This window comes from Pseudoalteromonas sp. B62, from assembly GCF_037162565.1.
GTDB classification, from domain to species: Bacteria; Pseudomonadota; Gammaproteobacteria; order Enterobacterales; family Alteromonadaceae; genus Pseudoalteromonas; species Pseudoalteromonas fuliginea.
Window position 1 is genome coordinate 459,089 of the sequence record NZ_JARLVB010000002.1, and the last position, 14,692, is coordinate 473,780.

Consider the following 14,692-nt stretch of genomic DNA (forward strand, 5'->3'; position numbering starts at 1 on the left):
TATCTAAGTAATGTAAAATGCAAAAAAAGATTGTAGAGAGTAAATTATGCCTACTATTGTAAACTGCCCAACCTGTAAAGCTAAAGTTGAGTGGTCAGAACAGAGCCCACATCGGCCTTTTTGTTCTAAACGCTGCCAACTAATTGATCTTGGTGAGTGGTCGTTTGAAAATAATAAAATTTCAGCGCCAATTACATCAGCACAAGAGTTTAGCCAAGATATGATTGAAGATATTGAAGCTATGATGGCCAAAAATGAAGATGACTTTTTTAAATAATTTATCTCCATAATGCCCTAATACCAATCCGCAATAATACTTAATCAATTTGAGGGGTTAAATCAGACGTTAACTACGTTAAAAATTTCTGATATACGACTGCATGGATGCAGGAGGTAGAGCAATGCAGGAGCAATTGCCGAGAACAACTAAATAACGAAATTTTTGCCTTGTTATCGACACGATTTTCTTCCCTCAAAATAGATCACTTAATTAAGCGAATTGGTATAAAAGCAAAAACCAGCATTACGCTGGTTTTTTAGTATTTACAAAAAAGTAAAATTAACTTTTTTGTTTACGGTGCTTTTTATTCATACGCTTTTGCATTTTAGCAAATTTCTCTTTTTGCTCAGCGTTAAGTACTTGCATTACTTGGTGCTGCGTTTTTAGTTTAATTAAACCAAATTGTTCACCCTTTTCATAGCGTTCATTTAATAACTCTTTAGCTGCATTTTCATCAAATGTTGCAGCCGAAAGTAACGCATCCATTTTTGCTTTATGCGCTTCACGCATCGCTTTACGAGCTTCTTTATCGTCGCTACGTAATGCTTTCATTTGTGTTTTTTGCGCTGAAAAAATAGCTTTTAGCTTAGTTTGCTGCTCATCTGTTAGGCTTAATTTTTCAACGCCGCGCTCAGAAAGTAAAAAACGAGCTTGAGAATGACCTTGTTTATGCCCGTCAGCTTTAGCCATAACACTACCGGCACCAAGTGTTGCTGTTGCCAGGCCAAAAACAAGTACTAATTTAGAAAGTGTATTTAATTTAGTCATAATCATTACCTTAACTATTTGGTTTAACTATTGGTTCTATTTGTGTGGTTGTGACTGCTTAATCAACTAAGTTAACTATACCTAACTCAATGCAAAGTAACGCAAAGCAGTGTAAAGGTTGTGTAAAGATTCACTTTTGCACAATTTAGTGGGTAAAATAACGCCATAAGCAACTCTAAGGGTTTGTAAATGAAACTATTAATGATTGACGACGATACCGGCCTTTGCGAGCTATTAAGTGAATATTTAACTGCCCAAGGTTTTGAAATACAAAGCGTACATGACGGTGAACAAGGTCTTAAGCTCGCGCAAGTAAACGATTATGCGTTAATACTACTTGATGTGATGCTACCAACTCTAGATGGCTTTGAAGTACTTAAACAACTTAGACAAACAAAATTAACGCCGGTAATCATGCTTACAGCAAAAGGGGAAGATTTCGATCGTATTTTCGGATTAGAACTTGGCGCAGACGACTATATCCCTAAACCATTTAACCACCGTGAGTTACTTGCGCGTGTTAAAGCGATTACACGCCGTATAGAACATATTAATAGCTTTAACATTACTACCAGTAATAAGTTACAGGTTAATGGGATCACTGTTAACTTAGCCGCTCGAGAAGCGTCTGTTAATGATCATACACTTACATTAACAGGCACCGAATACGAAATACTAGCCCTTTTAAGCAAAAATGCAGGCGAAGTAGTCAGTAAAGAACTCATAAGTGAAGAGGTACTTGGCCGTCGCTTAGCTTCCTTCGATCGCTCTATTGATATGCATGTAAGCAATATCCGTAAAAAAATAGCTGAGCATATTTCAGGCGAGCGAATCAAAACAATGCGAGGAACAGGTTATGTCTTTATCCAAGGAGAATAAAGTAGGCTCTTTGTCTTGGCTTAAACATCCTGGGCATTACTTATTCTTTAAAATATTTATATGGTTTTGGCTAACTATAATAGGCACGATTACAGCACTGGTTTTCTTAAGCAACATTACGGCAATCAACGCCGTTAGTAACGAGCCATTACACGGTCCGATGGAAAAAAACTTACTCTATACAGCCAAAAGTATAGAACGCTCTGTTGTAAAACATAAGCGGACACTGAGTGATATGTTGTCTCACCCACGCTTATCTAAACGTAAGTTATTATATTTAAGTGCTGAGCAACAAGAAGACTCATTAACAAATAAAGAAGTCCCGAATGACGTTGATTTGAGCCTACTTAATTTTACTAAGACAATGTCACCGCAAATTATTTTTACTGAAAAGTATCAAGCATTTGGCCCTATTCAAATTACAGTACCCTCGGGCAACTTTTACTTGTATGAAATAGACATAAATCATCAGCCACCTTTGTTCCTTCGCTTAAAGCTTATGCCTGGATGGATGAAAGTTTCTATCGCCATCATCGCATCTCTAATTTTAAGCTTTTTATTTAGTCGTAACTTAATTGCCCCTATAAATAGCCTAAAAAAAGCAGCTGTTAAATTATCTGGTGGTGATTTAAGTGCTCGAGCGGCCATTTCAGTAAGCAGAAAAGATGAACTCGGTATACTCGGTCGTGATTTTAACAGCATGGCTAATCAATTAGAGCAATTAATTAGCTCGCAAAAACGCTTACTTGCAGATATATCACATGAGTTACGCTCACCTCTTACCCGCTTAAAAATGGCAACGGGCCTTGCTCAAATGCAAGCAAATGAAGCGAGTCAGTCCTATTTACTGCGCATAGAAAAAGAAGCGAATCAACTAGATAAAATGATTGCTGATGTACTGCAAGTGTCTCGTTTAGAGGCGAAAAGTCAGGCACTTTTACTTCAACAACAATCATTGCAAATTATAATTGACCATGTGCTTAACGACGCACAATTTGAAGCAAAACAAAACAACAAGCAATTACAGATTATGGGAAGTGCAGACATTAGTGTTAACTGTGATGAAACACTAATTGCCAGCGCACTTGAAAATTTACTACGCAATGCGATTAAATACGCCAATAGCACTATTAGCATTACTCTAAAGCATACTGATGCCATTTATATAGAAATATGTGATGATGGACCTGGAGTCCCTAATAACCAACTTAATAAGCTCTGTGAACCATTTTTTAGACAGTCAGATGCGCGAGACCGAGTTAGCGGCGGTACGGGGTTAGGCTTGGCAATTGCCAAGAATGCAATTACTGCACATGGTGGCAACTTAGTATTATCGAATAAAGAACAAGGCGGCTTATGTGCAAATATAACGTTGCCAATAATTAAAGAGTAAACAATGTTTTATAGTAGTGAGAACGAGCTTAAAAGTAACCAACCGGCCATTAGTAACTTTTATGATAATACACTGACAAAATCTTATTTAAATACACCTTATGGACAACTTTTTTACGCTTACGCTATCCCAAAAAATCCACACATTGCGATTGTTATTAGCTCAGGTCGTATAGAGGGCTTAGAAAAATATAAAGAGTTACTATGGGAACTTTATAATAATAATTATGCGGTGTTTATAATTGATCATCAAGGCCAAGGTCGTTCTTACAGGCATTTAAAAAACAAGCACAAAGGCTACGTAAAGCGCTTTGAAGATTATGCCGCCGACCTTCATTTATTTAATAAAGAAGTTGTAGATAATTATTGGCAAGGTAAAAAGGTATTAGTCAGTCACTCAATGGGGGGCTATTGCATTTGATTATCTTGCACATTTTGAACACACTTTTAGTGGCGCGTTTTTATCTGCGCCAATGCTCGACATTTACACCAAAGGCACACCAAAACCTTTAGCTAAATTAGTCGCAAGTACTGCAACATTACTTGGCTTTCAATACAGCTATGCGCTCGGGCAAACAGATTATACGCCTGATGAGTTTGCTATAAATACCTTAACTAGTAGCCCAATACGTTACGAACTATTTAGGAAAGCCTATAAACAAGAGCCTAAATTACAACTTGGTGGTGTGACTTATGGTTGGCTACACACTACTTTTGCATTTATTTCATCCGTGAATAAATTAACGGTTAATATTCCACTTTATATTGCCAGTGCTCAAAATGATGAAATAGTTGATAACAGTGCGCAATATAAACTGGCAAACAGGCACGAAAATACAATACTTGAGAGCTTTGCCGACGCTAAACACGAACTATTTTTTGAGCGCGATGAAATACGCCAACCACTGCTTAAAAGCTTATATCAGTTTTGTGAATCTGTGACGATTTAATAGCTAATTGTGTTAAATTTTATTGTAATAGTGCAATTTAATTCGTTAAATTGCTCAAAGATTTATACAGGTTGGCATTACAAATCAATATGCTAAAAATCGCTTAATCCGAGTTTAAGTTAAGCACCGACAATGGATCGAGGTGGATCAGAATATCGACCTCAGATTCAAACTCTTTGGTTATCAATACTTCTACTTCATCAGCCACGTTATGCGCACGAATCAAACTTAAATTGTCATCAAGCTCTAAATGCATTTGGATAAATTTTATCTTACCGCCTTGGCGAGTACGAATACCATGTACGCCATGTACATCAGCATGCGCTTTAGCTATTTCAAATATGCTTTGTTTTTCGTCATCTGGCAGCTCTTTATCCATTAAGTGATCGGCACTATCTCTGGCTATTTCCCAGCTGTTGTAAAGTAAGTAACCCGCTACCCCAATAGCAAAAACAGGATCGGCATACAATACGCCATAGTATGCTAATAAAATAGCAAGCAACACGGCGGCATTTAAAATCAAGTCGCCTTTGTAATGTACTGAATCAGCTTTTATTGCGATTGAATCGGTGTACTTAATCACTTTATTTTGTACAAATACAATAACCAAGGTACACGCAATAGCAAAAATGCTAACCCACACGCCTAATAAAGAATGACTGAGCTGTATTGGGTTAAATAATCGCTCAATACCATGAAATGCCAGTAAACAGCCTGAACCTGCAATAAAAGCGGCTTGCCCAAGCCCTGCTATAGCTTCAGCTTTGCCGTGACCAAATCGGTGATCATCATCAGCTGGGCGCAGCGCATAACCTAAAACTAAAAAGCTCATTGCAGTAGCCGTTATATCCATTAACGAATCGGTTAGTGAGCCAAGCATTGATGCTGAACCCGATGCAAGCCACGCCCACGTTTTTGCAGTAATCATTAAACTAACCATTATCATGGTAACAATACTAGAAGTTTTAACCCAAAATTCGTAACTGCGGTTGTGCACGTTTTTATCCGTTAATAGGTGTATTCAATACAGTGAGTATATCATTTTTTTAAAAGGTTTCGTGTATACTGAAAATCGTTAAACTACTGATCATTTAAAAGGCTTATTATGCTGGATATCGTTTTATACCAACCTGAAATTCCTCCTAACACTGGTAATATTATTCGTCTGTGCGCAAACACAGGCTATTCACTGCATTTAATTGAGCCCTTGGGTTTTGAATGGGATGATAAACGTGTAAAACGTGCGGGCCTTGATTACCATGAATTCAGCCATGTTCAACGTCACGCTTCATTTGAGGCATACCTAGAAAAATGTAAGCCTAAAAAAGTATATGCATGTACTACTAAAGGTAGCCAGTTTCATCATCAAGCAAGTTACGAAGCTGGCGATTGCCTTGTATTTGGCCCAGAAACCCGTGGCCTTCCTGATGATATGATCCAAGCCCTACCAAATGAGCAACGTGTTCGTATTCCTATGCAAGTTAATAGTCGTAGTATGAACTTGTCAAACGCCGTGGCTGTATTTGTTTATGAATCTTGGCGTCAATTGGGTTTCCCTAACGCACAATAACTAATGCACTTACTAATATTGTAAGCCAAGATATGGCTCTTAGTTTAAATGAGCTCTAAATCAAAGCCCTTGGCTACACTATTAGCTAATGTATGCAGTTATCAGAAAATACATACAAACTTAAAATGTTGGACTACAAAATTACAGCCCAGGAATAAAAGCAACAACCTATCTTCGGCTGCGTATTATCTAACCTGAATTTACTTACAATAGGCCCATTATTGGCGTGTAAATTCACCTTGCTTTCACTGCAAATCCCTTGCTAGAGAAAAATAAATTAAAATATCATTATTGTTCAATATATTAGTAAATCCCTTAACCGGAATTCAGGTTATCTGTATGCATCTCATTTAAACCGCCCCAAAGTAAAGACTATCCTGTATCAAATTAACATTCATTTTTTACTATATAGTTCTCATAATCATAATTATTGAACTAAGCTCAATGTCATACAATTATTTAATTACATTGAAACTCTATGAAAAAAATATTTCTTTGCTCACTTATTTTATGCTCTACATCGAGTATTGCTGCTACATCAGCGACAGTTACCTTAGCATCTGATTACTTATTCAATGGTGTAAGTCAAACTCAAGAAGACCCGGCTTTACAAGCAAGTTTTGATTGGGCCGGAAACTCGGGGTTGTATGCCGGAATTTGGGGCTCTAATGTCGACTTTGGTGAAGGCACTGATATAGAAGCCGATGGCTACATTGGCTATTACACAAGCTTAACAGACTCGATTAATCTAGATATTGGTATTGCGCAATATACTTACCATGGTGAAGATTTTAGCTCCGATTATAACTACGCTGAAACTTACGCCAAATTCAATTATGGCAACACTAACCTTAACTTTTGGTACGCATGGGATTACTTTGCTACAGGGGCTGGGCATAGCATCATTATGCTGACGCACAACGTTCCGATTAATGACGTTTTTTCAATTGATGTAGGCGCCGATTACTCTATGAGTTTCGACGATGACAAGTGGGAATGGGAGCCTGGTGATGATAATTATATGCATTGGCGTATAACTGCAAACTATACTTGGAATGAGTGGAATTTTACTGCTGGTTATGAAGACACAGATTTAGAAACGTACGGTGATGCAACTTTACTAGCAACCGTTTCAAGAACATTTAACTTCTAAGGGTTTATAAATGAAAACCACATTATTCTTTCTTTTACTTACTTTTTCTAATTTTATAGCTGCTGAAACAGTTTATTTAACATCCTTGGCTTGGCCTCCTTATTCAGATAAATCATTAGAACAACAAGGAGCATCAGTCGCAGTCGCAAAAGCAGCATTTAAGGCCGAAGGACATGAGCTTATCGTAGATTTTTATCCTTGGTCACGTGCCGTTAACTCTGCTTCACAAGCAAATTCTAAGTATGTCGGCTACTTTCCAGAATATATGCATGAAACATCGGATTTTGTTTTTTCTGATGCAACAGGGACTGGACCTCTGGGGCTGCTACAAAATAACGCTAAACCAATTGCCTATTCATCGGTGGGAGACCTTAAAGGTAAACGTATTGGTGTTGTACAAGACTATGTTAATACAAAAGAACTTGATGACATGATTGCCTCTGGCACAATTAAAGGAGACGCAGCTCCTTCTGATGTATTAAATATTAAAAAAGTAGCTGCGGGGCGAATTGATGCTGCAGTAATAGACGCAAACGTACTTAAGTACTTACTGGATACCGATAAATCGCTATCAGCACTAAAAAATAAGGTAGCAATGAACACAACATTATTAGAAGATAAAAAACTATACATTGCCTTTAGAAATGATACTGAAGGGCAAAAATGGCAGAAAATCTATAATCAGGGGCTTACAAAAATAGATGTAAACACCATTATGGCAAATTATCTTAAGTAATTTGGACTTTGAATAGTAAATATATCCCAAGCAACTATTTTCAACATTAACCTCGTTGAATTTAGTTGCAACGAGCCAGCTATTAACGCGTAAATTCGCTTTGCTCTCCTAAAATACCTGGACAGAAAAATAAATTAACTATCGTTCAAAACGTTATCAACAACTTTAACCAGAGTTCCGATTAAGTAAGGAGATATTTTGACTCGTTCAATTCTATTTAGGCTGGTTATTACTACATTAAGCGCTATGGTTTTTGTTTTGCTTTGCTTTGGTGTTTATGATTACACCGCACAAAGCAATCAATTAAAGCTAAAGCTTGATACTGAAATCAATCTTGCAAAAGAGCGTATTGGGCTGTCACTGCCCAATGCGATGTGGAACTTCCAAGATGAATTAGCCAAAAAGCTAATAAATGCCGAAGTTGCATCCCAAAATATATCCAAAATAGTAGTATACGATACGAATGGAGAGGTATTCGTTGAAACAGATGGTGCAGAAACACCATCAATGACACAAACTGAGTTATTCTACGATGATGCAGGAACGCAAAATAAAGTAGGCAAAATTAATCTTTATATTGAGTTTAGCCATATTGAGGCTGTGCTACTTGAACTGGCTATTTTTTCGGTTATAGAAATATTACTACTCGTCACTATTTTAGCTGGAGTTTTAATCTATATTTTCAAAAAATTAGTTGCTCAACCATTATCTGAAGTGGCTGAAAAAATGGCAACCATTGCCAATGGCGATGGTGATTTAACACAAGAGATAATTGTTCGTCGCAACGACGAAATAGGCCAACTCGCGGCTTCATTCAACCAATTTGAACACAAAATTGCTGAGCTTATTAACGGTGTGAAACTATCAGTAGAGGATTCCTTTAACGTTGCTGGGAGTATTTCTAATGTTAGCAGCGAAGGTGTTCACTATTTAACAGAACAACAATCAGAAACAGACCAGATAGCAACTGCAATTACGCAAATGGCATCGTCTGCGGTAGAAATTGAAAATAATGCCAAATTAACGCTAAGCTCCGCCGAAACAGCAAATATAGATGCAAAAAAAGTTCATGATGCATTCCTAAGCTCTATAAATTCAATAGAGAACTTGGTGGGACAATTAGATGAAGCATCAACTGTAATTGCTAGTCTTGAAAATAGCGTGCAAGATATTGTATCTATGCTGGATGTTATTCAAGCGATAGCTGAACAAACCAATTTGCTAGCATTAAATGCCGCTATTGAAGCAGCCAGAGCTGGTGAGCAAGGCCGTGGATTTGCTGTTGTTGCTGATGAAGTACGCTCTTTAGCAAGTAGAACACAAACGAGTACAGCTGAAATTCATGAAACAATTAACAAATTACAACAAGGCTCACAATCTGCTGTTAATGTTATGGGCTTAAGTAAAAGTATGAGTCAAGAAAGCATGAGTGCTGCAAATGCAGCCAGTGAATTAATAGAAAATATATCTGAAGTAATAGAATCTATTACACATATGTCGAGTCACATCTCTAGTGCTGTATCAGAGCAGAGCACTGTTGCTGAAGATCTAAGTAAAAATATCAATGAAGTTGTCAGTGCTGGTCAAAACAGCATGGGGAAAATTGAACAAGTTCAAACATATTCAGAAGATATGAAAACACTCGCTCTTAAACTGAAAAAATCAGTAACTGTTTTTAAAACGTAAAGAAAATAAGCCTTTCAGATATTAGCTAAAAGGCTTATTTTTTATTCCGACTTTTGCTCTCGGCCTAATAGCGCCATAGCTGCATCTTTCATGTCTTTATTTTCATAAAGAACTTTATAAATTTGTTCAGTAATTGGCATTTCCACACCAGTGCGCTGCGCTAACAAATACACTTCTTTAGTATTTCTAAAGCCTTCAACAACTTGGCCAATTGACTTAATAGCAGCATCTACACTTTCGCCTTTACCCAGCGCTAAACCAAATCGACGATTACGTGATTGGTTATCTGTACAGGTTAGTATTAAATCACCAAGGCCAGCCATTCCCATAAAGGTTTCTGGCTTGGCGCCAAGAGCACAACCTAGACGAGTAAGTTCGGCAAGTCCTCTCGTTATGAGCGCGGTACGTGCATTTGCACCAAAGCCTACGCCATCCGAAATACCGGCACCAATTGCAATTACATTTTTAACCGCACCACCAAGTTGAATGCCAATAAAGTCATCATTGTTATACACTCGGAATGAGCGACCACAATGAAGTAAATCCGCAAGCTGCTGGGCAAATTCAGGCGACGTAGAAGACACAGAAATAGCCGTAGGTGAACCCATCGCCATTTCTTTTGCAAATGTAGGACCCGAAAGTACCGCAAGTGGAATATCATCTCCCAATTCTTGCAGTGCAACTTCTTGCAACAAGCGCCCAGTATTAGGCTCAAGCCCTTTGGTAGCCCATGCTACTTTAGCGCCTTTTTGTAATGCTGGTTTGATTTGCGCAAGTGTATCGCCAAAAGCATGGCTTGGCACAACAACAAGTACAATAGCGCTGCTAGCAACGGCACGTTGTAAGTTAGCTTCAAGAGTAAGGGTGTCAGGAAAAGGGGCATCTGGTAAGTAACGTTGATTTTTCCGCTCAGCTGCAAGCGTGGCAACGTCGTCGCTATTTCTTCCCCAAAGTGTCACGTTGTGACCATTTCGGGCTAAACAAATAGCAAGGGCGGTGCCGTAAGACCCCGCCCCTAATACAGTAACAGCTGTAGTTGCTGTACTCATAAGTTATGCGTCTGCTGTAACCTGGTCAGCTGGCGCAGTACGTTGTTGCATGTACTGTGCAAATAACGCATCAAAATTTACTGGCGCAAGATTAAGCTGTGGGAATGTACCACGGTTAACAAGGTTTGATACAGCCTCACGTGCATATGGAAATAACACGTTAGGGCAAAATGCACCTAGCATATGTGCAAGTTGCACTTCTTCAACATCAGCAATAGTAAAAATACCCGCTTGTTGAATTTCACATAAAAACGCAGTTTCTTCACCAAGCGAAGCTGTTACTGTCAATGCCAAAACAACTTCAAATACACCCTCATCTAACTTGTTAGAACGTGTATCTAAATCTAACTTAACTTCTGGCGTCCATTCTTTTTGAAAGATGGCCGGAGAGTTTGGCGTTTCAAAAGACACATCTTTAGTGTAAATACGCTGAATAGTAAATTGTGCGCCGGCTTCTGCAGCTGCTACGTTTTGAGTTTCTTCGTTCATTGTTATTCCTAACTTGTTCGTTATTATAATTAAATTAAGCGTTTAGCTTGGCGTCAAGTTTACCTTGCGCTTCAATAGCCATCATGTCGTCGCAGCCACCGATATGTTCATCATTAATAAAAATTTGCGGTACTGTGCTTGCACCACCTGCTTTGGCAATCATTTCATCGCGTAGCTCAGGCTGTACACCAATATCATAATTTGTGTATTCAACGCCTTTGCTGTTTAAAAGCGAAAGAGCACGCTGACAAAATGGACAATACGCCTTGGTGTATAAAACAACATTACTCATAATAAATCCTCTATCGGCCTAGCTAAACTGATTAGCGACCTGTTGTAGTTGGTAAGCTAGCAGATTGCCACGCACCCATGCCACCGGCTAATAAGTAAACTCGTTCAAAACCAGCTTTACTCATAGCGGCTGCAGTACCTTGGGCAGTCATACCTGTAGTACATACAACTATAATGGGTTTAGTCTTGTACTTTTCAAGGCTTGAAAAGTCAGATTTTTTCGCATTCTCTGGGCTTAAGTGCTCAGCACCAGAAATACGCCCTGCATTAAACTCTTTTTGCGCACGTATATCGATTACTTGACCGTCATCACGGTTAATAAGTAACGTAAGCTGCTGAGGATTTATTTGACGAACAGCTGAAAACTTACTTTTTATCCAGCCACTAACAATAAGAAATACAATACCCACCCAAGCAAGGCTTAAAATTGGGTGATTGGTGATAAATTCAATATATTGATCCATTCGACTTCCACTATAAATTACATCCTAAAACGTAGTGTTTTAGATATTTTAGACTTTAGCCACGCAAGTATACCCAAACCAACTTAAAATGCGAGTTTAGACGTTGTTTAAAAGTACATAAAACGCCCCATATATACCTTATCTAAGTGTGTGTTTACGTTTTTCAGCAGAGTGAAAAAAATTAATATGCGGCTTTGCATGCTGACCCTAGTTACAAAACACGGTATGCTAAAGCCAAACAGGTGCTAACTTTCAGGAGTGACTATGACAGAACATAAAAAACCACTGGTATTAATGATTTTAGACGGTTGGGGGTATCGCGAAGATGAGCAAAGTAATGCTATTTTGGCGGCAAACACGCCAGTACTAGACAACTTATGGGCTACACGCCCTCATACATTAATTTCAGCTTCGGGCTTTGATGTTGGTCTTCCTGATGGGCAAATGGGCAACTCTGAAGTTGGCCATGTAAACTTAGGGGCTGGACGCGTCGTTTATCAAGACTTTACTCGTATCACCAAAGCCATTAATGATGGCGAATTTGATTCAACACCTGCACTTGTTGAAAATATAGATAAAGCTGTGAAAGCAGGTAAAGCCGTTCATATTATGGGCCTATTGAGCCCCGGCGGTGTGCACAGCCACGAAGATCATATCGTTGCAAGTATTGAACTTGCTGCTAAACGTGGTGCTAAAGAAGTCTATTTTCACGCCTTTTTAGATGGCCGTGACACACCACCACGTAGCGCTAAAGCGTCTATTGAACGTATTGAAGCATTATTTAGCGAGCTTAAATGCGGTCGTTTGGCTTCATTAATTGGCCGTTACTACGCCATGGACCGAGATAATCGCTGGAATCGTGTAGAGAAAGCCTATAACGTAATGACTCTTGCCGAGGGCGATTTTAATTACGATAACGGCGTAATAGCACTTGAAGCTGCATATGAGCGCGACGAAAACGACGAATTTGTAGCTGCCACCACAATTACCCCTGCAGGCGCGACACCAGCAACAATAAATGATGGCGATACTATTATATTTGCTAATTTTAGAGCAGATAGAGCCCGCGAAATTACACGTGCATTTGTTGAACCTGATTTTGATGGGTTTACTAAAAAAAGAACGCCTGAACTTAGTGCTTTTGTAATGATGACAGAATACGCAGCCGACATTAACGCACCAGTGGCATTTGGTCCTACGCCTTTAGTTAATGTTTTAGGTGAATGGTTTGAAAAAAATGGTAAAACTCAACTACGTATTTCTGAAACCGAAAAGTACGCACACGTTACGTTTTTCTTTAGTGGCGGGCGCGAAAGTGAATTTGAAGGCGAAACACGCGAACTAATTCCTTCGCCGCAAGTAGCAACGTACGATTTACAACCAGAAATGAATTCAGAAATGTTAACCGACAAGCTGGTAGCTGCAATAAAAAGCGGTAAATACGATGCTATTATTTGCAACTACCCTAACGGCGATATGGTTGGTCATTCTGGTGTATTTGAGGCTGCTGTTAAAGCCTGTGAAGCTGTAGATAGCTGCATTGGACGTGTTATTGATGCGCTAGAAGAGTTTGGTGGTGAAGCGTTAATAACAGCTGACCATGGTAATGCTGAGCAAATGGCTGATCTCAAAACAGGCCAAGCACATACCGCCCACACTAGCGAACCGGTGCATTTTATTTATGTTGGTCGCGATGCAGAGCCAATGCAAGGTAAAGCCTTAAGTGATGTAGCCCCAACAATGCTTCACTTAATGGGTATGGAGCAACCAAGAGAAATGACTGGTACGCCTATCATGATGTTGAAATAAAATGAATAAACGTATTAACCGGTTAATTAAGTGCGGCTTAATACTTACTTCGTTAGCGGCTGCACCTGCAGTCGCTAACGAAGACCGCACTAAAAAAGATTTATCCGAAGTACAAAACGCGCTTGAACAAAATCAAGCGCAATATAATGAACAACGAAAAAAAATAGCAAAACTACAAAAAAATCTCAAAAGTCATGAGCTCAACATAGCAAAAAATGCTAAAGCGCTTAATATGGCTGAGCAATCGGTTAAAAAAACCAACAGCAGCAAAAACTGCAACAACAAGAAGCAGAACAACTTGATCAAAAACACGCCCTATTTCAGCGCATTTTAGCCGCGCAATTAAAAAGTGCCTATATGGCTGGCGGCGATGACTACTCTAAAATGATTTTGAACCAAGAAGACACAGCAAAATTTGAGCGCACTCTCAGTTATTACAATTACTTAAATAAAGCCAGGATAGAGCAAATTGAAGACCTAAAAGCCCTTCAAGAGGAAATAGCTTCTAATCAGATAGAGCTGGCTAAAACAAAACAAAGGTTAATCGCTTTACATGACGAGCAAAAAAGGCGTCAAACTGCTTTGCTTAACGCTCAAAGTGAACGCCAAGCAAATCTTAAAAACTTACAAGCTCAGCTCACAAGTACCAAAAGCTCTATTAATTACCTTAAAAGAAAACCAACAAACTTTAATTACAACCATTGAAGAGCTTGAAAAAGAGAAAACGCAAAAGATCGAATTACTCGGCCTAAATAAAAGTAAGGGTAAACTAAATTGGCCGACCAGAGGTAAGTTAGAGCACACCTTTGGCCAGCGTAAGCATGGCGGTATTGATTGGAAAGGCGTGTTAATTGGTGCAAAAGAAGGCGTGAATGTTAATAGCGTGCACAATGGCCAAGTTGTATTTGCCGATTGGCTAAAAGGTTATGGCTGGGTGATCGTTGTTGATCATGGTGAAGGCTTTATGAGTTTATACGGCCATGCACAGACACTCCTCAGAGATGTTGGCGATATGGTTAGAGAAGGTGAAACTTTAGCTTTAGTTGGCCAAAGCGGCGGACAAGCAAGTTCTGGTCTATACTTTGAAATACGCCACAAAGGACGCGCAGTAAATCCTGTAAAATGGTGCAGACGCATTTAATTGAATAAACCGCTGCACCGCTCTGGAGCAGCTGA

14 protein-coding genes and 2 pseudogenes are annotated in these 14,692 nt (G+C 38.9%); 10 read left to right on the forward strand and 6 right to left on the reverse strand.

The features are described from left to right. The first annotated feature begins 46 nt into the window (after positions 1–46). Positions 47–277 (forward strand): DNA gyrase inhibitor YacG, encoded by a 231-nt coding sequence (gene yacG, locus P4S71_RS06555; protein WP_007376049.1) that lies wholly within the window; start codon positions 47–49, stop codon positions 275–277. A gap of 282 nt (positions 278–559) precedes the next feature. Here yacG and P4S71_RS06560 read toward each other — a convergent pair whose 3' ends face one another. Then, complete coding sequence (locus P4S71_RS06560; RefSeq protein WP_096793822.1) at positions 560–1,048, reverse strand: periplasmic heavy metal sensor; 489 nt, start codon at positions 1,046–1,048, stop codon at positions 560–562. Positions 1,049–1,237: 189 nt separating this feature from the next. Between P4S71_RS06560 and P4S71_RS06565 the strand changes: the two genes are divergently transcribed. The 3 genes and pseudogenes from P4S71_RS06565 to P4S71_RS06575 all read left to right on the forward strand — a co-directional run bounded on the left by P4S71_RS06565 (position 1,238) and on the right by P4S71_RS06575 (position 4,269). Continuing rightward, on the forward strand, positions 1,238–1,927 hold the full coding sequence (locus P4S71_RS06565; RefSeq protein WP_007376047.1) for a response regulator: 690 nt from the start codon (positions 1,238–1,240) through the stop codon (positions 1,925–1,927). Then, positions 1,905–3,320, forward strand: a complete 1,416-nt coding sequence (locus P4S71_RS06570) for an ATP-binding protein (protein ID WP_337150339.1) — start codon at positions 1,905–1,907, stop codon at positions 3,318–3,320. The genes P4S71_RS06565 and P4S71_RS06570 overlap by 23 nt, the downstream gene beginning before the upstream one ends. Positions 3,321–3,323: 3 nt before the next feature. Next, positions 3,324–4,269: pseudogene (locus P4S71_RS06575) on the forward strand (alpha/beta fold hydrolase). 103 nt (positions 4,270–4,372) lie between these two features. On the opposite strand, the gene P4S71_RS06580 reads toward P4S71_RS06575, so the two are convergent. Then, the gene (locus P4S71_RS06580) at positions 4,373–5,215 is read right to left on the reverse strand and encodes a cation diffusion facilitator family transporter (protein WP_081824583.1); all 843 of its coding nucleotides are present in this window, start codon (positions 5,213–5,215) and stop codon (positions 4,373–4,375) included. Between the two features lie 159 nt (positions 5,216–5,374). On the opposite strand from P4S71_RS06580, the gene trmL reads away from it, so the two are divergent. The 4 genes from trmL to P4S71_RS06600 all read left to right on the forward strand — a co-directional run bounded on the left by trmL (position 5,375) and on the right by P4S71_RS06600 (position 9,414). Beyond that, positions 5,375–5,839, forward strand: a complete 465-nt coding sequence (trmL, locus tag P4S71_RS06585; protein WP_337150340.1) for a tRNA (uridine(34)/cytosine(34)/5-carboxymethylaminomethyluridine(34)-2'-O)-methyltransferase TrmL — start codon at positions 5,375–5,377, stop codon at positions 5,837–5,839. Between the two features lie 478 nt (positions 5,840–6,317). Then, on the forward strand, positions 6,318–6,992 hold the full coding sequence (locus P4S71_RS06590) for a TorF family putative porin (RefSeq protein WP_096793824.1): 675 nt from the start codon (positions 6,318–6,320) through the stop codon (positions 6,990–6,992). A gap of 10 nt (positions 6,993–7,002) precedes the next feature. Then, positions 7,003–7,728 carry a substrate-binding periplasmic protein gene (locus tag P4S71_RS06595; RefSeq protein WP_007376041.1) on the forward strand — a complete coding sequence of 242 codons (726 nt, stop codon included), beginning with the start codon at positions 7,003–7,005 and terminating at the stop codon, positions 7,726–7,728. Positions 7,729–7,926: 198 nt separating this feature from the next. Next, on the forward strand, positions 7,927–9,414 hold the full coding sequence (locus tag P4S71_RS06600; RefSeq protein WP_007376040.1) for a methyl-accepting chemotaxis protein: 1,488 nt from the start codon (positions 7,927–7,929) through the stop codon (positions 9,412–9,414). Between the two features lie 41 nt (positions 9,415–9,455). Here P4S71_RS06600 and gpsA read toward each other — a convergent pair whose 3' ends face one another. Genes gpsA through P4S71_RS06620 form a run of 4 tightly spaced genes read right to left on the reverse strand, consistent with a single transcriptional unit; the run spans position 9,456 to position 11,707 of the window. After that, positions 9,456–10,463: an NAD(P)H-dependent glycerol-3-phosphate dehydrogenase gene (gpsA, locus tag P4S71_RS06605; RefSeq protein WP_096793827.1), complete on the reverse strand. Its 1,008-nt coding sequence runs from the start codon at positions 10,461–10,463 to the stop codon at positions 9,456–9,458. Positions 10,464–10,466: 3 nt separating this feature from the next. Continuing rightward, positions 10,467–10,952 carry a protein-export chaperone SecB gene (gene secB, locus P4S71_RS06610; protein WP_007376038.1) on the reverse strand — a complete coding sequence of 162 codons (486 nt, stop codon included), beginning with the start codon at positions 10,950–10,952 and terminating at the stop codon, positions 10,467–10,469. Positions 10,953–10,986: 34 nt separating this feature from the next. Further along, a complete protein-coding gene (grxC, locus tag P4S71_RS06615; RefSeq protein ID WP_002957783.1) occupies positions 10,987–11,244 on the reverse strand; it encodes a glutaredoxin 3 in 258 nt (85 codons plus the stop codon). A gap of 31 nt (positions 11,245–11,275) precedes the next feature. Continuing rightward, entirely contained in the window at positions 11,276–11,707 is a 432-nt protein-coding gene (locus tag P4S71_RS06620; protein WP_007376037.1) for a rhodanese-like domain-containing protein, read from the reverse strand. A gap of 264 nt (positions 11,708–11,971) precedes the next feature. Here P4S71_RS06620 and gpmM point away from each other — a divergent pair, with 264 nt between their 5' ends. Together gpmM and P4S71_RS06630 are read left to right on the forward strand one after the other, a co-directional pair. After that, positions 11,972–13,516, forward strand: a complete 1,545-nt coding sequence (gpmM, locus tag P4S71_RS06625) for a 2,3-bisphosphoglycerate-independent phosphoglycerate mutase (protein WP_008136787.1) — start codon at positions 11,972–11,974, stop codon at positions 13,514–13,516. Position 13,517: 1 nt separating this feature from the next. Beyond that, positions 13,518–14,657 (forward strand): annotated as a pseudogene (locus P4S71_RS06630) (murein hydrolase activator EnvC family protein). Positions 14,658–14,692 lie beyond the last annotated feature (35 nt).